The 23,462-nt window shown below is 63.1% G+C and carries 23 protein-coding genes and 2 tRNA genes; 21 read left to right on the top strand and 4 right to left on the bottom strand.

Translation table 11 applies throughout. The features are described from left to right. The first annotated feature begins 41 nt into the window (after positions 1–41). The 13 genes from CBW50_RS17585 to CBW50_RS17645 all read left to right on the top strand — a co-directional run bounded on the left by CBW50_RS17585 (position 42) and on the right by CBW50_RS17645 (position 15,329). Positions 42–1,310, top strand: coding sequence for a YeaH/YhbH family protein (locus CBW50_RS17585; RefSeq protein WP_086146757.1), 1,269 nt, complete (start codon positions 42–44; stop codon positions 1,308–1,310). Then, positions 1,310–2,911: a SpoVR family protein gene (locus CBW50_RS17590; protein WP_086146758.1), complete on the top strand. Its 1,602-nt coding sequence runs from the start codon at positions 1,310–1,312 to the stop codon at positions 2,909–2,911. Before CBW50_RS17585 ends, CBW50_RS17590 begins: the two co-directional genes overlap by 1 nt. A 584-nt stretch (positions 2,912–3,495) precedes the next feature. Next, positions 3,496–4,152 carry an energy transducer TonB gene (locus CBW50_RS17595; protein ID WP_086146759.1) on the top strand — a complete coding sequence of 219 codons (657 nt, stop codon included), beginning with the start codon at positions 3,496–3,498 and terminating at the stop codon, positions 4,150–4,152. Positions 4,153–4,238: 86 nt separating this feature from the next. Further along, a complete protein-coding gene (locus CBW50_RS17600) occupies positions 4,239–5,171 on the top strand; it encodes a MotA/TolQ/ExbB proton channel family protein (protein WP_216356370.1) in 933 nt (310 codons plus the stop codon). Positions 5,172–5,176: 5 nt separating this feature from the next. Then, positions 5,177–5,605 (top strand): biopolymer transporter ExbD, encoded by a 429-nt coding sequence (locus tag CBW50_RS17605; protein ID WP_071322342.1) that lies wholly within the window; start codon positions 5,177–5,179, stop codon positions 5,603–5,605. Between the two features lie 104 nt (positions 5,606–5,709). Then, positions 5,710–6,141, top strand: a complete 432-nt coding sequence (locus tag CBW50_RS17610; RefSeq protein WP_193068824.1) for a biopolymer transporter ExbD — start codon at positions 5,710–5,712, stop codon at positions 6,139–6,141. 78 nt (positions 6,142–6,219) lie between these two features. Continuing rightward, a complete protein-coding gene (locus CBW50_RS17615) occupies positions 6,220–7,431 on the top strand; it encodes a tetratricopeptide repeat protein (protein WP_086146762.1) in 1,212 nt (403 codons plus the stop codon). 295 nt (positions 7,432–7,726) lie between these two features. Next, positions 7,727–8,698, top strand: coding sequence for a bifunctional riboflavin kinase/FAD synthetase (locus CBW50_RS17620; RefSeq protein ID WP_086146763.1), 972 nt, complete (start codon positions 7,727–7,729; stop codon positions 8,696–8,698). A gap of 67 nt (positions 8,699–8,765) precedes the next feature. Continuing rightward, positions 8,766–11,666, top strand: coding sequence for an isoleucine--tRNA ligase (gene ileS / locus CBW50_RS17625; RefSeq protein WP_086146764.1), 2,901 nt, complete (start codon positions 8,766–8,768; stop codon positions 11,664–11,666). A gap of 196 nt (positions 11,667–11,862) precedes the next feature. Next, positions 11,863–12,372, top strand: coding sequence for a signal peptidase II (gene lspA / locus CBW50_RS17630; RefSeq protein WP_086146765.1), 510 nt, complete (start codon positions 11,863–11,865; stop codon positions 12,370–12,372). Positions 12,373–12,389: 17 nt separating this feature from the next. After that, entirely contained in the window at positions 12,390–13,610 is a 1,221-nt protein-coding gene (coaBC, locus tag CBW50_RS17635; protein ID WP_086146766.1) for a bifunctional phosphopantothenoylcysteine decarboxylase/phosphopantothenate--cysteine ligase CoaBC, read from the top strand. Between the two features lie 30 nt (positions 13,611–13,640). Continuing rightward, entirely contained in the window at positions 13,641–14,090 is a 450-nt protein-coding gene (dut, locus tag CBW50_RS17640; protein WP_070289098.1) for a dUTP diphosphatase, read from the top strand. Positions 14,091–14,225: 135 nt separating this feature from the next. Further along, positions 14,226–15,329, top strand: a complete 1,104-nt coding sequence (locus CBW50_RS17645) for a M48 family metallopeptidase (RefSeq protein WP_086146767.1) — start codon at positions 14,226–14,228, stop codon at positions 15,327–15,329. Positions 15,330–15,460: 131 nt separating this feature from the next. On the opposite strand, the gene CBW50_RS29435 is transcribed toward CBW50_RS17645, so the two are convergent. Further along, positions 15,461–15,601: a hypothetical protein gene (locus CBW50_RS29435; protein WP_170909650.1), complete on the bottom strand. Its 141-nt coding sequence runs from the start codon at positions 15,599–15,601 to the stop codon at positions 15,461–15,463. Positions 15,602–15,701: 100 nt separating this feature from the next. Between CBW50_RS29435 and CBW50_RS17650 the strand changes: the two genes are divergently transcribed. The 5 genes from CBW50_RS17650 (at position 15,702) to CBW50_RS17670 (ending at position 19,446) form a co-directional block, all read left to right on the top strand. Continuing rightward, the gene (locus CBW50_RS17650) at positions 15,702–16,709 is read left to right on the top strand and encodes an XdhC family protein (protein WP_086146768.1); all 1,008 of its coding nucleotides are present in this window, start codon (positions 15,702–15,704) and stop codon (positions 16,707–16,709) included. 68 nt (positions 16,710–16,777) lie between these two features. Beyond that, positions 16,778–17,695: a DNA-3-methyladenine glycosylase gene (locus CBW50_RS17655; RefSeq protein WP_086146818.1), complete on the top strand. Its 918-nt coding sequence runs from the start codon at positions 16,778–16,780 to the stop codon at positions 17,693–17,695. 57 nt (positions 17,696–17,752) lie between these two features. After that, complete coding sequence (locus CBW50_RS17660; RefSeq protein ID WP_086146769.1) at positions 17,753–18,118, top strand: hypothetical protein; 366 nt, start codon at positions 17,753–17,755, stop codon at positions 18,116–18,118. A gap of 21 nt (positions 18,119–18,139) precedes the next feature. Further along, positions 18,140–18,661, top strand: a complete 522-nt coding sequence (locus tag CBW50_RS17665) for an RNA polymerase sigma factor (protein WP_086146770.1) — start codon at positions 18,140–18,142, stop codon at positions 18,659–18,661. Beyond that, the gene (locus tag CBW50_RS17670) at positions 18,658–19,446 is read left to right on the top strand and encodes an anti-sigma factor (RefSeq protein WP_086146771.1); all 789 of its coding nucleotides are present in this window, start codon (positions 18,658–18,660) and stop codon (positions 19,444–19,446) included. The genes CBW50_RS17665 and CBW50_RS17670 overlap by 4 nt, the downstream gene beginning before the upstream one ends. 30 nt (positions 19,447–19,476) lie before the next feature. On the opposite strand, the gene CBW50_RS17675 is transcribed toward CBW50_RS17670, so the two are convergent. Next, positions 19,477–20,679: an MFS transporter gene (locus CBW50_RS17675; protein WP_086146772.1), complete on the bottom strand. Its 1,203-nt coding sequence runs from the start codon at positions 20,677–20,679 to the stop codon at positions 19,477–19,479. A 110-nt stretch (positions 20,680–20,789) separates the two neighbouring features. Here CBW50_RS17675 and CBW50_RS17680 point away from each other — a divergent pair, with 110 nt between their 5' ends. After that, the gene (locus CBW50_RS17680) at positions 20,790–21,590 is read left to right on the top strand and encodes a helix-turn-helix transcriptional regulator (protein ID WP_086146773.1); all 801 of its coding nucleotides are present in this window, start codon (positions 20,790–20,792) and stop codon (positions 21,588–21,590) included. Between the two features lie 47 nt (positions 21,591–21,637). Here CBW50_RS17680 and CBW50_RS17685 read toward each other — a convergent pair. Continuing rightward, a tRNA-Met gene (locus tag CBW50_RS17685) sits at positions 21,638–21,714 on the bottom strand. A 141-nt stretch (positions 21,715–21,855) separates the two neighbouring features. After that, a tRNA-Met gene (locus CBW50_RS17690) sits at positions 21,856–21,932 on the bottom strand. Between the two features lie 197 nt (positions 21,933–22,129). Between CBW50_RS17690 and CBW50_RS17695 the strand changes: the two genes are divergently transcribed. Further along, entirely contained in the window at positions 22,130–22,708 is a 579-nt protein-coding gene (locus tag CBW50_RS17695; RefSeq protein WP_034747557.1) for an NUDIX hydrolase, read from the top strand. A gap of 28 nt (positions 22,709–22,736) precedes the next feature. Then, complete coding sequence (gene aat / locus CBW50_RS17700) at positions 22,737–23,453, top strand: leucyl/phenylalanyl-tRNA--protein transferase (protein ID WP_086146774.1); 717 nt, start codon at positions 22,737–22,739, stop codon at positions 23,451–23,453. Positions 23,454–23,462: the final 9 nt, after the last annotated feature.

Here is a 23,462-nt window from a genome sequence, read left to right on the forward strand (position 1 = left end):
GACGGGCGGGGCGCGCAAGACGAGAAGCAAGGAGGCACCCTTTGACATACCTCATCGACAGGCGCTTGCAAAGCAAGAATAAATCCGCCGTCAACCGCGAGCGTTTCCTGCGGCGTTACAAGGGCCAGATCAAGGATGCCGTGGGGCGCGCCATCAAGGGGCGCTCGATCACGGACGTCGAGAATGGCGAGAAAGTCAGCATCCCCGTCAAGGACGTGGGCGAACCGTCGTTCGGCCACGCCCACGGCGGCGTGTGGGAAGTGGTCAATCCCGGCAACAAGGAATACCTGAAAGGCGACCAGATCGCGCGGCCGAAAGGCGGCGGTGGCAGCGGACGGGGCAAGGCGGGCAACAGCGACGAGACGACGGAAGACGATTTCATCTTTGAATTGTCGCGCGAAGAATTCATGAATTATTTCTTCGAAGACCTGGAATTGCCGCACATGGTGAAAACCCAGCTGACGGCCACCACGGAATTCAAGAACCAGCGCGCCGGCTACAATATGTCGGGCACGCCGTCGAACATCCATGTGCTGCGCTCCCTGCGCGGCGCGCTGGGGCGGCGCATCGCCGTCGGCGGCGGCGCCCGCAAGCAGCTGGCGCAGGCCGAGCAAGACCTGGCCGCCCTGCTGCTCGACGGCGCGCCCGAGGACGACGTGCTGGTGCAGGAATTGCGCCGCCTGATCCACCACATCCACACGCGCCTGCTGGCCATCCCCTTCATCGACCCGTTCGACTTGCGCTACAGCAACCGCATCAAGGTGCCCAAGCCCATGACGCAGGCCGTGATGTTCTGCATCATGGACGTCTCCGGTTCCATGGACGAATCGCGCAAGGACACGGCCAAGCGCTTCTTCATCCTGCTGTATCTGTTCCTCAAGCGCGCCTACGACAAGATCGAGGTGGTGTTCATCCGCCACCATACGGCGGCGGCGGAAGTCAACGAGCATGATTTCTTCAATTCGCGCGAATCGGGCGGCACCGTCGTGTCGTCCGCCTTGCACTTGCTCAATACTATTATTGACGAACGCTATGGCGCCGGGCAGTGGAACAGCTATGTGGCGCAGGCGTCCGACGGCGACAACTGGGACAACGACTCCGTGCTGTGCCGCCAGCTCTTAATTAATACCATCATGCCCAAGGTGCAGTACTACACCTATGTCGAGATCACGGACGGCCCGCAGCAAAACCTGTGGGAGCAATACGCGGGCGTGCTCGACCATCACGCCCATTTCGCCATGCAAAAGATCGTCACGCCGGCCGATATCTACCCGGTCTTCCGCGAACTGTTCAAGAAACAGGTGAAATAATGAGTGCAGCCTTTGACCGCGCCAGCAATACTCCGGGCGAACCGTTCGTGCGCCTGCGCCACCCGAACGCCCTGCCCGAGCAGTCGGAATGGACGTTCGAGCTGATCGAGCAAATCCACGAAGAAATCCGCCGCGTGGCGAAACAGTTCGGCCTCGACACCTATCCGAACCAGCTGGAAATCATCACGGCCGAGCAGATGATGGATGCCTACACCTCCGTCGGCATGCCCGTCTCCTACAACCACTGGTCTTTTGGCAAGCATTTTCTGTCCACCGAGAAAAGCTACAAGCGGGGCCAGATGGGCCTGGCCTACGAGATCGTCATCAACTCGAACCCCTGCATCGCCTATTTAATGGAGGAAAACAGCCTGACCATGCAGTCGCTGGTGATCGCGCACGCGGCCTACGGCCACAATTCCTTCTTCAAGGGCAACTATCTGTTCCGCGCCTGGACGGATGCGGACGCCATTATCGACTACATGGTGTTTGCCAAGAACTACATCAGCGAATGCGAACAGCGCCACGGCGTCGACGCCGTGGAATTGCTGCTCGACTCTTGCCACGCCATCCAGAACTATGGCGTGGACCGCTACAAGCGGCCGGCGAAGTTGTCGATGGCCAAGGAATATGCGCGCCAGAAAGAGCGCGAAGAATATGTGCAGTCGCAGATCAACCAGCTGTGGCGCACCCTGCCCCGGCGCGACGACGACGAGGACGAGGGCGAGCAGCGCAAGGCCGCGCCCCGCTTTCCGCCCGAACCCGAGGAAAACCTGCTGTACTTCATCGAGAAGTACGCGCCGCTGCTGGAACCGTGGCAGCGCGAGATGGTGCGCATCGTGCGCAAGATTTCGCAGTATTTCTATCCGCAGCGGCAAACCCAGGTCATGAACGAGGGCTGGGCCACGTTCTGGCACTACACGATCCTGAACCAGCTCTACGACGAAGGCGTGGTGGGCGACGGCTTCATGATGGAGTTTCTGAAAAGCCATACCAACGTCGTCTACCAGCCGCCCATCGACAGCCCGTACTACAGCGGCATCAATCCGTATGCGCTGGGGTTTGCCATGATGAGCGACATCCGCCGCATCTGCGAACACCCGACCGACGAAGACCGCGCCTGGTTTCCCGACATGGCCGGCAGCGACTGGCGCAAGAGCCTGGACTTTGCCATGCGCAATTTCAAGGATGAAAGCTTCATCGCCCAGTACCTGTCGCCCCGGCTGATCCGCGAATTCCACTTCTTTGCCGTGCTCGACGACGACAAGAATGAAAAACTGGCCATTTCCGCCATCCACGACGACGCCGGCTACCGCTACGTGCGCCAGCAGCTGGCCGAGCAGTACAACCTGGGCAACCGCGAGCCGAACATCCAGGTATGGTCCGTCAACACGCGCGACGACCGGGCGCTGACCCTGCGCCACACGCAGTTCCAGCGCCGCCCGCTGAACCAGCAGGCGACGGAAGTGCTCAAGCACGTGGCCCGCCTGTGGGGCTTCGACGTGCACCTCGACACGGTCGATCCGCAGGGCGTCGTGCTGGGCACGCTCAATTGCCGCCGGGAAAAACGCAACCGGCGCGACGACCCCGTCGTACGCACCTAGGGCCGGTCGCGGCGAACGGCCTTGCCTGCCGGAATGGCCTCAAAAAATGAACTTCCTGGCAAGAATTTTGGCAAGAACATAAGCGCGCGCTATGCCGGCATCACAATTCAGTATGGCTGAGCGGCCTCGAAAGGGACGCCGGAGCCGTCTTTTTTGACCTGTGCAAAGTTCTTTCCGCACCTGTTTGGTGCGAACGAAAGGCTAAGTGGTCTGGTTCCGAGGCAAAACATTTCCAAAAGGAAAGATTTTCATCCAAATTTAGCAGTTTCCATATTGGATATCACGAAATATAATTCCGCCAGATCGGCACATCGGAGAACTTAGCAGTGGTAGCCCAAAACGGCTGTAAAAAACCGATAAGACCGCCTTTTTTTCTGTCCGAAAGCGTGCAAAGATGACATAAGCAAGTACGTTTTCAGGGCGCAAAAGCGCCAAAAATTTAACCGGTTTTAGGCGTTAAAAATCTGTGTAAAATAAAGAATTCGTATGTATAATTCGGCGACGTCCCGGATACGGCTGGAGCTTTGTGTCGTCATTTTGGGGTTCAGTTGCAAGACAAGAGATGGTATTTGGAGAAAGCAGGCATGAATTTTTCGAACGAGAAAAGTCCCAAGAACTACACAGGCATCACTATCGTTGTCCTGCTGCACGTTCTCGCGGCTTACGGGATCGTGACGGGCTTGGGCAAGCGGTTGGTCACCAAAATGATGGAACCGGTTGAAACCAAGATTATCGAGGAAGTCAAACCGCCTCCACCGAAGGATCTTCCACCGCCACCACCGCCGCCAGAAATGAAGGCACCACCGCCGCCATTCATTCCGCCAGTCGAGGTGAACGTGCAGCAGCCGCCACCACAACAGAACGTGATTGCAAATACGACTGCTGTGAAGCCAGCCACGAATGTATTGGCACCGCCATCGCCGCCTGCACAGCCTGCGCCAACTCCTGGACCAGCCAAATCGGTGCGTACGCCGGCCGTGGTTGACTTCAGTGTCTGCGAAAAGCCGGCTTATCCAAAGTCGTCGCAGCGCAATGAGGAAACCGGTGTGGTGACACTGTCCTTCCTGATCGGTGTGGATGGCAAGGTCGCTGATTCGAAGATCGTGAAGTCAAGCGGCTTCAGAGACCTGGACAAAGCTGCGGTGCAAGGCATCAGCCGCTGCACATTTAAGCCGGCAACAGTCGACGGCAAGCCGGAACAAGGCTGGCAGCAAATGCAATACGTTTGGTCGCTGGATTAAAACCCGAGACAGTTATCCCCTGTCTCACACCATGATTTCGTTGTCATTACGTTCAGCGATCTGTTATTTTTAATTTTGGAGGAAGCATGTTTAAGAATACCCGTTTGTCCGCATTTTTTGCCGCGGTTCTGTTGTCCGTCACCGCTACTACCGCCCTGGTAGCAGCACCAGCTTTCGCTGACGCGCCAGCATCGGCAGCCGCTTCGGCTCCAGCGGCAGACGCTGCACCGGCAGCACCAGCTGCTGATGCCGCAGCAACTCCAGCAGCAGACGCAGCCGCTCCAGCCGCTGACGCAGCCGCGCCAGCCAAAACCGAAGAAGTGCACAACCCGTTCGGCCTGCAAGCAGTGTGGGACGGCGGCTTCGTGCCACGCGCCACCCTGATCATCCTGGCCATCATGTCGATCGGCAGCTGGTACATCATCATCACCAAGCTGATGGATCAAATGAAGATCTTCAAGCAAGCCAAAGAAACGGCTGCCAAATTCTGGAAAGCGCCTTCGATCGCTGCCGGCTCGGCAACCCTGACCGAAGGCTCGCCATTCCGCTTCATCGCTGAATCGGGCACCAAGGCAACGGCTCACCATGACGGCGCCCTGCTGGAACAAATCGACCTGTCGACCTGGGTGACGATGTCGATCCAGCGCGCTTCGGACAAAGTCCAATCGCGTCTGCAAGATGGCCTGTCGTTCCTGGCAACCGTTGGTTCGACCGCACCGTTTATCGGTCTGTTCGGTACCGTTTGGGGTATTTATGGCGCGCTGACCAACATCGGCATGACCGGTAACGCTTCGATCGATAAAGTTGCAGGTCCAGTTGGTGAAGCACTGATCATGACCGCTTTCGGTCTGCTGGTCGCCGTTCCTGCCGTTCTGGGTTACAACTGGCTGGTGCGTCGCAACAAAACCGCAATGGAAGACGTACGCTCGTTCAGCGCCGACGTTCACTCGGTACTGATCTCCGGCGCCATGTCGACCAGCGAAGCTGGCCGTGCTGCCGGCGCTAAAAAGATCGGATAAGAATCATGTCGATGTCCGTCGGCTCCGACAGCGGAGATGAAGATCAAGTAATGTCAGAAATCAACACGACGCCGCTCGTCGACATCATGTTGGTTTTGCTGATCATTTTCTTGATCACCAGTCCGGTTGTCCTCAAATTGCAGAAAATCGATCTGCCGATCGAGGCCAACCAAGCCCTTCAAAGCAAGCCAGAAAACGTCAACATCGTTGTCAACAAGGATGGCGAGATCTATCTGGGCCAGAAGAAACTGAAAGATACGAACGAACTGTTCGATTATCTGAAAGTTGAAGCAGTGAAAGTACCGCAGCCGGAAGTACACGTTCGTGGCGACCAAGAAACACGCTACGAATCGATCGGCCGGGTTATTTACACGACCCAACGCGCCGGAATCCAGAAGGTCGGCTTCATCACCGAACCACCTGACAAGGGCTGATAGCGGCTGACAGCGGCGTCCCGGCAACAAGGGACGCCACTGCCGGAAGCTTGCCGGGCGGCAGTCTCGCCCGGCGCTTCGTTGGACTTCTTAAAGGAAATACTATGAGTATGAATGTCGGTTCGGGCAGTTCGCCAAACGCGGATCCGGAACCAATGATGGAACTGAACATGACGCCCCTCATCGACGTGATGCTGGTGCTGATTATCATGTTGATCATCACGATTCCTAAGCAAAACCACTCGGTGAACCTGAACATGCCGGTCGGCACCCCGCCGCCACCGACAACGGAACCAGTGGTCGTCACGATCGATGTCGATTTTGACGGCACCATCTTGTGGGACAATCAGGTCGTTCCTGACCGTGCCTCACTGGAAGCCAAGCTGAGCAACATCGCCGCGCAAGCGGACCAGCCGGAAGTGCATCTGCGCCCCAACAAGCTGGTGGAATACAAAGTCGTCGCCGGTGTGATGGCGTCGGCCCAGCGTCTGGGCGTGACCAAAATCGGTCTGGTCGGCAACGAGCAATTCCAGTAAGCTGCAGCAATCAGGTTCTCTTTACATCCGAATAGGCAGGACTTCCTGCCTATTCGCTTTTTACTGAAAGACTTTCTCATGTCCAAGTTTCGTCTCGCTCATCTCGGCCTCGTCATGGCCGCTATCGGTTTTACCGCAGCAACTCCTGTAATCGGCCTGGGCTCGCTGGCATACGCCGCCGACACCGTGCGCGCCGAAGTGGGCAAGCCACTGCAAGAAGCGCAAAAACTCGCTAGCAGCGGCAAAAACAAGGAAGCGCTGGCCAAGCTGCGCGAAGCTGACAGCGTTGGCGGCAAGACCGCCTTTGAGAGCTACCAGATCGAACGCGTGCGCGCTTCGGCCGCCGCCGCAGCCGGCGACAACCCGACCGCCATCAAGGCCTTTGAAGCCGTCATCAATTCCGGCCGCCTGGGCGCCGCCGAAGCCCCCAAATTCACGCAAGCCCTGGCCGGCATGTACTACCGCGCCAAGGACTGGCCTAACGCCATCACCTGGATCAACCGCTCGCTGAAAGACCGCGAAGATCCACAGATGCGCGAACTGCTGATCCAGACCTACTACGTCAGCGGCAACTATGCAGCGGCGGCGAAAGAGCTGCAATCGCGCGGCGGCAACTCGGAAAGCAGCCTGCAGATGCTGGCCAACATCCAGTTGAAGCAGAATGACAAGGCCGGCTACGTGGCCACGCTGGAAAAACTGGCAGGCAACTATCCAAAGACCAGCTACTGGGCCGACCTGCTGAACCGCGTTTCGGGCAAGCCAGGCTTCTCGCAACGCCTGGGCCTGGATGTCCAGCGCCTGCGCCTGGCCAACGGCCTGTTCACCAAGCCCTCCGAATACATGGAAATCAGCCAGCTGGCATTGCAAGCGGGCAATCCAGGCGAAGCGCTGAAAATCATCGACCAGGGTTACAAAAAAGGCATTCTGGGTACGGGCGCCGATGCGGCCCGCCACCAGCGCCTGAAAGACCTAGCCCTGAAGACGCAAGCTGACCTGAAGGCCAACGCCGCCAAGTCGGAAGCCGAGTACATCAAGAACAAGGACGCCGACAGCTTGAGCAAGCTGGGCTTCGCCCTGGTTTCCGATGGCCAGGCCGACAAGGGCCTGGACCTGATGAACCAGGCCGTGAAGATGGGCAGCGCCAAGTACCAGGAAGAAGCACAATTGCACTTGGGCATCGCTTACGGCGTGGCTGGCAAGAAATCCAATGCCCAAAACGCCCTGAAAGCCGTCAAAGGCACGGATGGCGCAGCTGACCTGGCCCGCTACTGGTCGCTGATGCTGAAATAAGCCGGCATCAACCGAGGCTGCTGCGCGGCGCGCCTTGCCGCCTGCGCACCTCACCGGCTCGGCCCCCCGTATGCAAGTACGAGGGCGCTTCCGGGCCACAAATCACCGCCGCTCGCTACGCTGTTGTGCGATGTTGGTAGTGTTGCAATATGTCAAAAAGCGTTGCCCGCCCTGTGCCGGCAACGCTTTTTGTCCATTTCAGGGGGAAATTACCGCTCTGGCCGCCCTTGCGGCTGTGCATCCCTGAAACAGTCCGTATAATCTCCCATTTGGCACAGTTTTTCATCAGATTCCTATGAAGGTATTCCGCGGACTTCCCAATGCCCAGGCTCGAGCGCCCTGCGCTCTGACCATCGGCAATTTTGACGGTGTCCACATCGGCCATCAGGCCCTGCTGGCGCGCGTGCGCGAAGCTGCCACCGAACTCGGCATTGAAGCGGCCGTGATGACGTTCGAACCGCACCCGCGCGAATTCTTCGCCCAGCGCGCGGGCGACCTGTCGAAGGCGCCGCAGCGCATCGCCAACCTGCGCGACAAGCTGCAATCGCTGGACGACGCCGGTATCGACCGGGTCGTCGTCGAGCACTTCAGCGCCCAGTTCGCCGCCCTGACGCCGCAGGAATTCACGGAAAAAGTCCTCGTTGACGGCTTGCACGTGAAATGGCTGATGGTCGGCGACGACTTCTGCTATGGCGCCCGGCGCGCCGGCGACGTGGCCATGCTGCAGGAGGCGGGCCGCCAATATGGTTTCCACGTAGAAACTTTGGCGACGGTCATGAATGGCAGCACGCGCATTTCCTCGTCCGCCGTGCGCCTGGCCCTGGCCGCCGGCGACTTCCCGCTGGCGCAGCAGCTGCTGGGCCATCCCTACGCCATTTCCGGCCATGTGATCCACGGCCAGAAGCTGGGCCGCACCCTGGGTTTTCCCACCCTGAACCTGCGCGTGGCGCACCGCCCCGCCCTGTCCGGCGTCTTCATCGTGCAAGTGCACGGCCTGGGACCGCTGCCGCTGCCCGCCGTGGCCAGCCTCGGCGTGCGCCCCACCGTCGACGACAGCGGCCGCGTCTTGCTGGAAGTGCATCTGTTTGATTTCGCGCAATCGTGCTACGGCAAGCTGGTGCGCGTGGAATTCCTGCAAAAGCTGCGCGACGAAGAGAAATACGACGATTTGCCCACCCTGACGGCCGCCATCGAGCGCGACTCAAACCAGGCCCGCGCCTGGTTCGAGCAGCGCAGCGGCGCCATCACGGCCACCGACCGAATTTGATCCCGGCCAACTCCGCCGCCTGGCGGCGCCTGCCGCCGCAAACCATTCAATATCATTAAAGAAGACTATGTCCGATCAAAACAAGCCAGCCACGCCCAAGCAGAACAAGAAGCCTGAAAGCAAATACCCGGTCAACATGACGGAAACCCCATTCCCGATGCGCGGCGACATGGCCAAGCGCGAGCCGCAATGGGTACAGCAATGGCAAGACAAGAAGATTTACGAGCGCGTGCGCAAGGCTGCCGCCGGCCGGCCGAAATTCATCCTGCACGACGGCCCGCCGTACGCGAACGGCGACATTCACCTGGGCCACGCCGTCAACAAGATCCTGAAAGACATGGTCGTCAAGTCGCGCTCGCTGGCCGGCTTCGACGCGCCGTATGTGCCAGGCTGGGATTGCCACGGCATGCCGATCGAGATCCAGATCGAAAAACTGCACGGCAAGAACCTGCCGACGGCCGAAGTGCTGGAAAAGGCCCGCGCCTACGCCAACGTGCAGGTCGAGCGCCAGAAGAAGGATTTCATCCGCCTGGGCGTGCTGGGCGAGTGGGACAACCCCTACCTGACCATGGCGCACGGCAATGAAGCGGACGAATTGCGCGCGCTGGGCAAGCTGCTGGAAAAAGGCTATGTCTACCGCGGCCTGAAACCGGTCAACTGGTGCTTCGACTGCCAGTCGGCGCTGGCCGAGGCGGAAGTGGAATACGCGGAAAAGCGCGATCCCGCCATCGACGTCGGGTTCAAATTCAAAGAATTTGAACGAATCGCGCAAGCCTTCGGCCTGCCTGCACTGCCGACCGATAACGGCTTCATCGTCATCTGGACCACCACGCCGTGGACCATCCCGTCGAACCAGGCGCTCAACGTGCACCCGGAAGTGAAATATTCGCTGGTGAAGACCGAGCGCGACGGCCAGCCATTGCTGCTGATCCTGGCACAAGACCTGGTCGTGGCCAGCCTGGCGCGCTTCAAGCTCGATGGCACGACGATCGCCACCTGCGACGGCGCGGCCCTGGCCGGCATCAGCTTCCGCCACCCGCTGCACGCGTCCGACGCCTTCTATGACCGCCTGTCGCCGCTGTACCTGGCCGAATACGTGACCACGGAAAGCGGCACGGGCGTGGTGCACTCGGCGCCCGCCTACGGCCTGGACGACTTTATCTCGTGCAAGGCGCACGGCATGAAGGACGACGACTTCATCAAGCCCGTCATGGGCGACGGCAAATTCGCCTCGACCCTGCCCCTGTTCGGCGGCATGAGCATCTGGGAAGCGTCGAAACCGATCTGCAATGCCCTGAAAGAAGCAGGCGCCTTGTTCGAAGTCAAGATGTTCGACCACAGTTACATGCATTGCTGGCGTCATAAGACGCCGATCATCTACCGCGCCACGTCGCAGTGGTTCGCCGGCATGGACGTGACGCCGAAGGACGGCGGCGCGACCCTGCGCGAGACGGCCTTGCAAGGCATCGCCGACACCGAGTTCTTCCCGGACTGGGGCCAGGCGCGCCTGCACGGCATGATTGCCAACCGTCCCGACTGGACCCTGTCGCGCCAGCGCCAGTGGGGCGTGCCGATGGCCTTCATCGTGCACAAGGAAACAGGCGACCTGCATCCGCGCACGCCGGAACTGCTGGAGCAGGTGGCCAAGCTGATCGAAAAGGACGGCATCGAGGCATGGCAGGCGCTGGACTTGCGGGACCTGATCGGCGACGAAGCGGCCATCTACGCCAAGAACAAGGATACCCTGGACGTGTGGTTCGATTCCGGCGCCACGCACCAGACGGTGCTGGGCGGCCCGCAGGCCCACGGTTCGCACTCGACGCAGCTGCAATTCCCGGCCGACCTGTACCTGGAAGGCTCGGACCAGCACCGCGGCTGGTTCCACTCGTCCCTGCTCGTGTCGTCGATGCTGAACGGCCGTCCGCCGTACAAGGCGCTGCTGACGCACGGCTTCACGGTCGACGGCGAAGGCAAGAAGATGTCCAAGTCGCTGGGCAACACGCTGGCGCCGCAAAAGATCTCGGACACCCTGGGCGCGGACATCCTGCGCCTGTGGATCGCCTCGACCGATTACACGGGCGAGCTGTCGATCTCCGATGAAATCCTCAAACGCGTGACGGAATCGTACCGCCGCATCCGCAACACCCTGCGCTTCCTGCTGGCGAACACCTCGGACTTCAATCCGGCCACGGACGCCGTGCCGGTGGCGGAAATGTTCGAAATCGACCGCTATGCGCTGGCCAACATGGCCTCGCTGCAGCAGCAGATCGAGAACAATTACGCGCGCTACGAATTCCACCCCGTCGTGTCGAAGCTGCAGACCTACTGCTCGGAAGACCTGGGCGGCTTCTACCTGGACATCCTGAAGGACCGTCTGTACACCTCGGGCTTGACGTCGCACGCGCGCCGTTCGGCGCAGACGGCCCTGTGGCACATCACGCAAAGCCTGCTGCGCCTGATGGCCCCGGCCTTGTCGTTCACTGCCGAAGAGGCCTGGGCAGTGTTCGCCGGCGCGGAAGCGTATGCCGCCAGCGATGAAACCATCTTCACGCAAACCTGGTGGCAGCTGCCGGAAGTTTCGGGCGCGGCCGAGCTGCTGGAAAAATACACGGCCCTGCGCGCCGTGCGCACGGACGTCACGAAGCAGCTGGAAGACTTGCGCACCTCGGGCGCCATCGGTTCCTCGCTGCAGGCGGAGCTGACGATCAAGGCCGCGCCGATGAAATACAAGCTGTTGACCACCCTGGGCGACGACTTGAAATTCGTCTTCATCACCTCGCAGGCAACCGTGGCCGAAGTCGCCGACGAAGCGGCAGAGGAAGTGCTCGTGGCCGCGTCGACGGCGCCGAAGTGCGAGCGCTGCTGGCACTACCGCGCCGACGTGGGCACGGACGCCGCCCATGCCACCCTGTGCGGCCGCTGCGTCAGCAACCTGTTTGGAAAGGGCGAAGTTCGCCGTTTCGCCTAAACAACGTCGTCAAAATCTACTGCGCGTCGCGATTTGCGGCCTGCGATGCTCGCTGTACTAAAGTACAGCTGCGCGTCTCGGGCCAACGGGGGCGCCGAGCCTCGCTGCCGCTCGCTACGATTTTGCCCGTCGTTGTATGCTATGAGTCCAACCGCCGCCTGCTGCCAGGCGGCGGCTTTATCTTCCCTGGAAAAATATGGCCACTAAAAACCGTTTTTCATCGAAATCGTCCTCTTCATCGTCGCTGGTGCCCTGGCTGGGCATTGCCGCCATCGTCATCCTGTTCGACCAGATCACCAAGATCACGATCCTGAAGACCTTCCGCTATGCGCAGGAGATGGTCATCACCTCGTATTTCAACCTGGTGCTCGCGTACAACAAGGGCGCCGCGTTCAGCTTCCTGTCCGACCAGGGCGGCTGGCAGCGCTATTTCTTCACCGGCATCGCCCTGGCGGCGGCCATCTACATCATTTATTTGCTGAAAAAGCACGCCGGCCAGCGCATGTTCTGCTGGGCCCTGGCGCTGATCCTCGGCGGCGCGCTGGGCAACGCCATCGACCGCCTGGTGTACGGCCACGTGGTCGATTTCCTCGACTTTCACTGGAAGAGCTGGGGCCATTTCCCCGCTTTCAATATCGCCGACAGCGCCATCTGCATCGGCGCGGCCCTGTTCATCATCGATGAACTGCGCCGTGTAAACAAATAGACAAGCAGGAGAACGGCATGGAATTGTCCGGCAAAAAAATTGTCCTGGGACTCTCGGGCGGCGTCGCCTGCTACAAGGCGGCGGAACTGTGCCGCGCGCTGACAAAGGCCGGCGCCTCGGTGCAGGTGGTGATGACGGATGCGGCCAGCCATTTCATCACGGCCGTGACGATGCAGGCGCTGTCCGGCCACCCCGTGCACACCAGCCAGTGGGATGCGCGCATCGACAACAACATGGCGCACATCGATTTGACGCGCCATGCGGACGCCATCCTGATCGCGCCGTGTTCGGCCGACTTCATGCGCAAACTCGCGCACGGCGTGTGCGACGACCTGCTGTCGACCCTGTGCCTGGCCCGCCCGGCCCACCTGCCCCTGCTGGTGGCGCCGGCCATGAACGTGGAAATGTGGCAGAACCCGGCCACGCAGCGCAATGTGCAGCAGCTGCGCGACGACGGCATCCAGATCTTCGGCCCGGCGGCCGGCGAACAGGCGTGCGGCGAAACGGGCCTGGGCCGCATGCTGGAACCGGAGCAGCTCTTGACGGAGCTGATCGCCGCCTTCCAGCCGAAAGTCCTGGCGGGCAAGCGCGTGCTGGTCACGGCCGGTCCCACTTTCGAGGCCATCGACCCTGTGCGCGGCATTACCAATCTGTCCTCGGGCAAGATGGGTTATGCAGTGGCCAGGGCGGCGCGCGAAGCGGGCGCCGAAGTACTGCTCATTTCCGGTCCCACGGCGCTCGAATCGCCGTTCGGCGTGCGCCGCATCAATGTGCAAAGCGCGCAGCAGATGCATGATGCGGTATTGGCCCATGTCGAAGACCAGCATGTCTTCGTCGCCGTCGCCGCCGTGGCCGACTGGCGGGTCGTCAACGCCAGCGAACAAAAGATGAAAAAGCAGGCCGACGGCTCCGTGCCCGAGCTGCTGTTCGCGCAAAATCCCGACATCCTGGCCACCGTGGCGGCGCGCACCAACCTGGCCGGCTATCCGTATTGCGTGGGTTTCGCCGCCGAATCGGAAAACCTCGTGGAATTCGGCTCGGTCAAGCGAGAAAAGAAGGGCATCCCCCTGCTCGTCGGCAATATCGGCCAGAACACCTTTGGCCAGGACGACAACACCATCATCCTCTTCGACGAGGATGGCCATACCGTGCTGCCGCGCGCCTCGAAACTGAACCTGGCGCGCCAGCTGATCTCGGAAATCTCAAAGCGGCTGGCAAAAAACTCGCTCCTCAAGTAACCCTTTATACGCATTAGCTCATTTAGATTCATGAAAAATATCGACATCAAGATCCTCGACGCCCGCATGCAAGAACTGCTGCCGGCCTACGCCACCCCGGGCAGCGCCGGCCTGGACCTGCGCGCCTGCATAGCCGAGTCCATCACCATCGAGGCCGGCCAGACCGTGCTCATTCCCACCGGCCTGGCCATCCACATCGGCGACCCGTCGTATGCGGCCATGATTTTGCCGCGCAGCGGCATGGGCCACAAAAACGGCATCGTTTTGGGGAATCTGGTAGGCTTGATCGATTCCGATTACCAGGGCCAGCTGATGGTATCGACCTGGAACCGGGGCCAGAGCGCATTCACGCTCAATCCCATGGAACGCCTGGCGCAGCTCATCATCGTGCCGGTGCTGCAAGTGGGCTTTAACGTCGTCGAGGAATTCGGCGACAGCGAACGCGGTGTTGGCGGTTTTGGCAGCACCGGCAAACATTAACAGCGACTGACAAACCGCAGCGGGCGGGTGAGTTGTGGCTAAAAGCGGAGCGGTGCGTATGCACAGTGAACGTTTGAGGCCGCGACCGGCGCCGCGCAGCAGGTTTTGTCTGGAGCGACAAGAAGGAATAAGTTTATGCCAGGTTTCCGCCATCTGATCCCAGCCCCAACTTCGCTGCGCCGACTGGCCACGCCCCTCCTGCTGGCCGGCGCGGCCATTCTGGCCGGCTGCACCACGCCGGCGACGCATGTCAGCGGCCCGTTCAACGTCGTGCCGGCGCCCGACGCGCCGGCTCTGACGGCGCAGCAAAAGGCGGCGCAGGAAGAACTGGTGAAGATGGTGGCCCTGCAGGACCGCCTGTCGAAAGTCTCGGCGCCCCTGCTGATCAACAATGCGGACCTGTGCAAGACGTATGCGCGCAACCTGCTGGGCTTTACGGCGCAGAACAAGTATTCCTACCCTGGCATCTATGCCGACGCGGCGCAGGCGGCGCTCGGCTATGGCGAGCAGATGCAGGTCTCCGGCGTGCTGCCGGGCAGCGGCGCCGCGCGCGCCGGCCTGCGCAAGGGCGACGGCTTGCTGGCCGCCGAAGGCAAGCCGCTGCCGGCCGGCCCGAAGGCGGAAGGCCCGTTCGGCGCCATCGTCGGACCGCTGGCCTCGAAAAGCGCCAGCCTGAACATGACCATCGCCCGCGACGGCCAGCAGCAGGACCTGAAGATTCCCGTCACGCGCGCCTGCGCCTTCCGCGTCGCCCTGGGCAATGCGGACAATATCAACGCCTATTCGGACGGCGCGCGCATCATGCTCACGCGCGGCATGATCAATGCGGCGCAAAACGACGAAGGCATCGCCTTTGTCACCGCCCGCGAAATGGCGCACAACATCCTCGACCACGCGCGCAGCCAGCGCACGGCCGGTACGGCCGGCGCCATCATCGACAGCCTGGGCGCCGTGCAGCCCGACGTATCGATGCTGACGGGCGCCGCCGGCATCAAGGCCATGCCGCAGGAACTCGACGCGCAAGCCGACGCCCTGGCCATCTACCTGCTGGCGCGCGCCGGCTACAATATCGATAACGCCGCCCGCTTCTGGCAGCGCCTGGCCACGCAAGTGCCGGCGACAGTCGCCAACGGCTACACGGCCCTGCATCCCGGCACCAACTCGCGCATGGCGGCCATCAACCGCGCCGTCATCGACGTGCGCGCCAAGCAGGCGGCCAAGAAACCGCTCAAGCCTTAGCAAAGTGGCGCCTGACAAAACCGTCGCGAGCGGCAGTGATTTGTGGCTAAGAAGCGCAACCGTACTTTAGTACGGGGGCGCCGAGCCGGTGAGCATCGCAGGCCGCAAAGCGCGACGCGCAGCAGGTTTGCTCAGGCGCCCGGGAAGTTCGGGAAGTAGGTGCCCATGATCCAGGTCAGGGCGCCGCAGAACACCACGGCCAGGAACAGGATGACGAGCAGCTTGCCGAACTTGGGAATACCCTCTTCTTGCGTCTTGACTTCATTTGACATGAAAATTCTCCGCAGGGTGGTGGAACAGGTAGTATATCCACAATCTTGAATACTTTTCCATACTTTGCCGCAAACATACGGCATGTAACTCCCGCCCCCCATGGACAGCATCGACCTTGAAGTTCTGAAGACCAGCGCCGCGTGGCTCGCCGCCGGGCACCGCTGCGAACTGGTCACCGTCATCAAGACCTGGGGCTCCAGCCCCCGCCCCGTGGGCGCCACGCTGGCCATCTGCGACGACGGCACGGTGGTCGGCTCCGTCTCCGGCGGCTGCATCGAGGATGATTTGATCGACACCGTGCGCGTGCACGGCATCGTGCGCACGCGGCCCGACATCGTCAGCTACGGCATCAGCGCCGACGAGGCGCACCGCTTCGGCCTGCCCTGCGGCGGCACCATCGAACTGGCCATCGAGCCGCTGCATGCGGGCAGCCGCGTGGCAGAACTGCTGGCGCGCCTGGAAGCGCACGAACTGGTCGAACGCCGGCTCGACCTGGGCACGGGCGCCGCCACCCTGCAAACGGCCGCGCCGGGCGCCGTGCTGGCCCTGGAAAATGGCGTGCTCACCACGCAGCACGGCCCGCGCTGGCGATTGCTGATCATCGGCGCCAGCCAGCTGTCGCGCTTCGTGGCGCAAATCGCCATGGCCATGGATTACCACGTCATCGTCTGCGACCCGCGCGAAGAATACCGGGGCGGCTGGAACGTGCCCGGCGTGCCCCTGCTGCACGCCATGCCGGACGATCTCGTGCTCGATTTGAAGCTCGACAGCCGCAGCGCCGTCGTCGCCCTCACGCACGACCCCAAGCTCGACGACCTGGCCCTGATGGAAGCACTCAAATCCCCCGCGTTTTATGTCGGCGCCATCGGTTCGCGCGCCAACAACGCCAAACGCCGCGAGCGCCTGCTGCAGTTCGACGTCAGCGCGGACCAGCTGGCGCGCCTGCACGGCCCCATCGGCCTGTACATCGGCAGCAAGACGCCGGCCGAAATCGCCATTTCCATCCTGGCCGAGCTGACGGCCGTGAAAAATGGCGTGCCCGACGCCCTGCAGATCCAGCACGCGGCCGCCCTGACGCCGCCCAACCCTGGCCTCTGCGTGCGCTGACGCCTGAAAAGCAAGAAACAAGATGCGCCAGCGGCGCGCCCCTGCTACCTTCCCTGATTTTGGCCACCATGAATCTGCTGCACTGGACCCTCCCCCTGCCCGCCGGCTACCGCCGCGACGACGTGATCGCCTTCCACAGCCGCGACGGGGAAGCCGTGGCCGAACAAGTCACCGCTACGGGACTGCGCAAGGGCATCCTGCTTGACGGCGTGCCCGTGGTGCTGGACGTGGCCTTCACGGACGCTGCGGCCGTCTGCCGCGCCGAGATCGACGGCAGCGCCAGTGACGATCTGCAAACGGCGCTGCACGGCGCGCTGCTCAACATCCTCGGCCTGCGCATCGACCCGCAGCCGTTTGCCCGGCTGGCTGCAGGCGATCCGCTGCTGGCGCCTTTGATCCGCATCAATCCGGGCTTGCGCATCGTGCAATCGGCCAGCCCCTTCGAGGCGCTGACGTGGGCCATCATCGGCCAGCAGATCAACCTGCCGTTCGCCATCGCCCTGCGCCGCACGTTTATTTTGCAGGCGGGGCGCCGGCACGGCAGCGGCTTGTGGTGCTACCCGGAGGCGCGCGACGTGGCGCGGCTGTCCGTCGAGGATTTGACCAGCCGCAAATTCTCGCGCGCCAAGGCGGAAACCGTGCTGCGCCTGGCCCGCCTCGTCGACGAGGGAAAATTGTCGCTGGAGCTGCCTTCCTCCGGCGACGTGGCGGCCATTTCGCAGGCGCTGCTGGCCGTGAAGGGCATCGGCCCGTGGACCGTCAATTACGCGCTGCTGCGCGGCTACGGCTACGCCGACTGCTCGCTGCACGGCGACGTGGCCATCCGCGCCGCCCTGCAAAAGCTGCTCGGCGAAGAGAGCAAGCCGGACATGGCGCGCACGGAACAGTGGCTGCGCCAGTACGCGCCGCACCGCACCATGGCGGCCGCCCACCTGTGGGCCAGCCTGCATGCGCCGGCAAAAAATATGTCAAACGAGCGGGAATAAACGGTGGGCGGCATGCGTCCATCCCTTGCAAGCCCACCACACCTCAAGGAGACCATCATGCGCTTTACCACTATCGCCACCCTCGCCGCCCTGTTGTCCGCCCCCCTGGCTTTCGCCGCCGACGTCATGCCCGCCAACGGCATGCTGGTCAACGCCAGCGGCATGACCGTGTATGTGTTCGACAAGGATGTCGCCGACAGCGGCAAGAGCGCCTGCAGCGGCGGCTGCCTGGTCGCCTGGCCCGCCGTCATCGCCACCGAAGCGGCGCCCGCCGCCCCGTATGGCAGCATCAAGCGCGAAGACAACGGCGCCATGCAGCTGACCTACAAGGGCAAGCCCCTGTACCTGTACAAGGAAGACAAGAAGCCGGGCGACGTGGCCGGCGACAATTTCAAGAACGTCTGGCACGTCGCCAAGCCTTAAGCATCGCGCCGCGCCGCCACGATGACCACGCCAGAGGACAGCCGCCAGCTGCAAGCCTGCCTGCCGGGCCTGCGCCGCTATGCGCGCGCGCTGGCCGGCCCCCTGCACGCGGACGACCTGGTGCAGGACACCGTGGAGCGGGCCTGGCGCAAGCTCGATCAGTGGCAGCGGGGCGGCGAGATGCGGCCCTGGCTGTTTTCCATCATGCATAACCTGCACGTGGACCAATTGCGCCGCCCCGGCCTGCCCCTGCAGGAGCTCGACGACGACACCGTGCTGCCCGCGCCGGAGCGCGCGCCGGGGCAAGCCATCGCCATCGGCGAAATGGATGCGGCATTGGCCCGCTTGCCGCTGGCGCAGCGCGAAGTGATATTGCTCGTCGCGCTGGAACAGATGCCGTACGAGCAGGTGGCGGCCACCCTGGGCATCCCCGTCGGCACCGTCATGTCGCGTTTGTCGCGCGGGCGGGACAAACTGCGCGCGCTGCTCGACGGCCGCCCCGCCGGCGACAGCGGCGCGCCCACCCTGAAAGTCGTGAAATGACAAGGCAAGCCATCAGCGAAGCGCAATTGCACGCCCTGGCCGACGGCGTCCTGCCCGAGGAACAGCGCGCGGCCGTCGACGCCCACCTGCGCGCGCATCCGCAGGACGCCGCCCGCGTCGGCGCCTGGCGCGAGCAAAACCGCCAGTTGCGCGCCCTGTTCGATCCCGTGCAGGAAGAAGCCATGCCGCGGTCCTTGCTGCAGGCAGCGGCGCCGCCGGCGGCAAACCGTGCCTGGTACCGCCCCGCCATGCAGGCGGCGGCAGCCGTCGTGCTGGTGGTTGCCGGCGGCGCGGGCGGATGGCTGCTGCGTGGCGACGCCGGCAATGCGGATGCTGGCGCCAGCCCGCGCATGCTGGCGCGCAGCGCCGCCATCGCCCACGCCGTCTACACGCCCGAAGTGCGCCACCCCGTGGAAGTGGGCGCGGAACAGGAAGCGCACCTGGTGCAATGGCTGTCGAAGCGCCTGGGCGCGCAGCTGCAGCCGCCCGTGCTGTCGCCGCTGGGCTACCAGCTGATCGGCGGACGCCTGCTGCCCGGCGACGGCGACGGGCCCGTGGCGCAGTTCATGTACGAGGATGGCGGCGGCAAGCGCCTGACCCTGTATGTGGCGAAAGAGCGGGCCGGCAGGCAGGAAACGGCCTTCCGCTACACGCAGGAGAAGGAACTGAGCGTGTTTTACTGGATCGACGGCCAGCTCGGCTACGCCCTCTCGGCAAATCTGCCCAAAAAGGAGCTGGGCAAGATCGCCAACGCCGTGTACGCGCAGCTGGAGCAGCCTCGCTGAACCGCGTATCGCCGCCAGGACAGCGCAGGCTTACTGCGCCCGCTTGCGCCACAGCGCCAGCTGCAGCAGCACCGCCATGGCGGCCACCACGGCGGCGCCGGCTGCCAGCAGCCATGCGGGCCAGTCGAGCAGGAGCAGCAGCCCGCCCATGGCGGCGCCGATGGCGCTGCCCAGGTACAGCGCCGATTCATTGAGGGCGATGGCCAGGTTGCCGTCGCCCTGCCGCGCGCGCACGGCCAGCAGCTGCTGGTTCTGCGGCACTTGCAGGGCCCAGCCGGACGCGCCCCACAGCACGATGGGCGCCAGCATCAGCCACGCCGACCAGCCGGCCGCCAGCGGCAGCGCGCACAAGGCCAGCGCCAGCAGCAGCAAGATGAACAAGGTCAGCTTCGGCGGCCGCACCCTGTCGGCCCATGGCCCGACCAGCACGCTGCCAGCGATTCCCCCCACGCCCCAGGCCCACAGGAAGGGCGTGGCGGAAATCGCCGTCCCCTGCGCGGACCAGGCCAGCAGCGGCGCAATAAACGTGTACATGCCCAGGCTGGCGATGGCGGCCAGCAGCGACACGAGCAGGATGGCCAGCACCCGTCCGTCGGCCAGCAAGGCCAGCTTGCGGCGCAACGAGGACGCCGGTACTTCCGGCAGCACCGGCAGCTGCCACAGCAAGCCCGCCAGCGCCAGCGCGCCGAGGATGGCGACCAGCCACAGGGCAGCGGCCCAGCCCAGCTGCTGCGCCAGCAACAGGCTCAACGGCACGCCCAGCACCGTGCCGCCCGCCATGCCGCCCATGATCACGCTGATGGCCTTGCCGCGCTGCGGCGCCGTCGCCACGCCTGCCGCCGCCGCGATGCCCAGCGCCAGGTAGACGCCCGCGCCCACGCCGGCGACGGCCCGGCACAGCAGCAAGCCGGCAAAATCGCCGGCCAGCGCGCTGGCCCCGTTCGCCAGCACGAACACGCCCAGTGCGCCCAGCAGGCCGGAACGCTGCGCGCGCGCCGGCAGCAAGGCCACGACAAGAGGCGAGCCGAGGCCGTAGGCCAGGGTGAACGCCGTCACCAGCTGCGCCGCCATTGCCACGGACACGGAAAACGCGCCGGCGATCAGCGGCATCAGCCCCGCCGTCACATACGACGCCATGCCCAGCGCGAAGGCGCCCACGGCGATCAGGTAGACGGTGGCGGGCAGCGCGGCGGCGGCAGGCGCGGCGGCACGGGAGGAAGAATAGTCAGACATGGGCAAGCTTTCGGGAAGAAAGCAGGCATTCTGGAATACAATATAAACAATTACAATTTAACTGTTTATGCTATTACTGGCAGCAACAGGCTCACCGGAAAGACCGCACCATGCGTACCTTGCAACGCACCCGCCATGAACTGGCCGCCTACCTGCAGGCGCGGCGCGCGCGCCTGTCGCCCGAGGACGTGGGCTTGCCCGGCGGCGGGCGGCGCAGGACGCCGGGCTTGCGGCGCGAGGAAGTGGCGGCGCTGGCCGGCGTGGGGCTGACCTGGTACACCTGGCTGGAACAGGGGCGCGACATCGGCGTCTCGAGCGCCTTCCTCGACAAGCTGGCGCAAGTGCTCAAACTCGATGCGGCGGAACGCCGCCACCTGTTCCTGCTGGCCCATGCGCGCCCGCCCGCCGAAGAGGGCAAGACGTTTTGCGTGGTGCCGCCGCTGGTGCGCCGATTGATGCACGAACTGGCGCATCCGGCCTATGTGCTCAACCTGCGCTGGGACGTGCTGGCGTTCAATGCGGGCGCGGACACCCTGTTCGGCTTCGGCGCGCATGCTGGCGCGCGCCGCAACCTGTTGTGGCTGTTGTTTACCGACCCGCAGCTGCGCTCGCGCTTCGTGGCCTGGGAAGAGCAGGCGCCGCTGATGCTGTCGGGCTTTCGCCGCGACTACGCGCGCGCCACGCAGGAAGCGGACATCCATGCGCTGGTCGACGAACTGGAAAAAGTCTCGCCCGAATTCAGGCTATGGTGGCGCCGCCACGACGTGCATGCGCCATGCGACGGCGTGCGCCGGCTGACAATCGGCGGCGAGCAGGTCGCGTATGAGCACACTGCGCTGACCATCGACGCGGACCGCCACTTGCGGCTGGTCGTGTATGCGCGCCAGCTGCAGCAGGAAGCAGCGCCATAGAACGAAAAAACCGCTGGCCCTCTTGCGAGGAACCAGCGGCTTCGAATTGGTTGCGGGGACAGGATTTGAACCTGTGACCTTCGGGTTATGAGCCCGACGAGCTGCCAGACTGCTCCACCCCGCACTCGAATTATATACCAGATTGTTGCGCGGCGTAAAGGGCGTGAATTGACAATGTCACTGCTGCCCGCCTGGCGGTGCTTGCCAACGGGCAAAAATGGAAAAAGCCGCTGATCTTTTGCAAGAATCAGCGGCTTTCCGGTATTGGTTGCGGGGACAGGATTTGAACCTATGACCTTCGGGTTATGAGCCCGACGAGCTGCCAGACTGCTCCACCCCGCACTCGAATTATACGGGCAAAGGGGAGAATTAGGCAATAGCTATCTCAACTTCGACTGCAATAGAGCGATTTAATTTAAACGTTCGGCCAATTGCCGGTTGGCATTGTGTCCGCCCGTCACGCCACGGCGCACGCAATCGGTGTACAGTAAGCGTTACACTATCGTCTTGCCCGATGCCCTCTTTCCCGAAGCCTGCCCATGAAATTCTGCTCCGAATGCGCCCATCCTGTCAGCCTGTCCATTCCGGAAGGCGACAACCGTCCCCGTTATGTGTGCGCCAACTGCGACGCCATCCATTACCAGAATCCGAAAATGGTGGTCGGCTCCATCCCCGTGTGGGAAGAGGATGGCCAGCTGCAGGTCTTGCTGTGCAAGCGGGCCATCGAGCCGCGCCTGGGCTACTGGACCCTGCCGGCCGGCTTCATGGAAAACGATGAAACGACGTCGGATGCGGCCGAACGCGAAACGGTGGAGGAAGCGGGCGCCAATATCGAACTGGGGCCCCTGTTTTCGCTGCTCAACGTGCAGCGCGTGCACCAGGTGCACCTGTTCTACCTGGCGCGCCTGCGCGACCTCGATTTCGCGCCCGGCATCGAAAGCCTGGACGTGCAGCTGTTTACGGAAGCGCAGATTCCCTGGGATGACCTGGCCTTCCCCACCATCCGCGCCACCCTGGAACTGTTCTTTGCCGACCGCGTGAAAATCCGCGAAGGCGGCAGCTACGGCGTCCATACGGGCGACATCACGCGTCCGATGGCGCGCGCCGACGCCGAATAAGCCCCTCACCTGCCCCCTTTGACGCCGCATGATTCCCTGGCTCGATATCCATACCCCGTTTCCCGACGTCGCGTGCGCCCTCACCGACGAGGCGCCCGGCCTGCTGGCGGCCGGCGCCGACCTGTCGCCCGCGCGCCTGCTTGACGCCTACCGGCACGGCATCTTTCCCTGGTTTTCCGAAGGCCAGCCCATCCTCTGGTGGAGCACCGATCCGCGCATGGTGCTGATGACGCAGGATTTCAAGGTGTCCGACAGCCTGGCCAAGGCGATCCGCAAGGTCGAACGCAGCGCCGCCACGGACGGGCGCTGGCAGCTGCGCTTCGACGGCGACTTCGAAGCCGTTATGCGCGCCTGCGCCGGGCCGCGCAAGGACGGCCCGGGCACCTGGATTTCCGACGAGATCATCGCCGGCTACACGGGCTTGCACAAGCTGGGCTACGCGCACTCGTCCGAACTGTGGCTGGACGGCGAACTGGTGGGCGGCGCGTATGGCGTGTCGATCGGGCGCATGTTCTATGGAGAATCGATGTTCGCGCGCGTCTCGGACGGCTCGAAGATCGCGCTGGCGCACCTGGTACGCTTTTTGAAAGCGCGCGGCGTGGCCATGATTGACTGCCAGCAAGAAACAAAACACCTGGCCTCGCTGGGCGCGGCGCCCATTTCGCGCGCCCGCTTCCTGGCCCATGTGCGCGTCGCTATTGAAGCAGCGCAAATCACCGACTGGCATGCTGCGCCACCCGCATAAAAAAGCTAT

The organism is Janthinobacterium sp. GW458P, from assembly GCF_002127585.1.
Classification (GTDB): Bacteria; Pseudomonadota; Gammaproteobacteria; order Burkholderiales; family Burkholderiaceae_D; genus Janthinobacterium.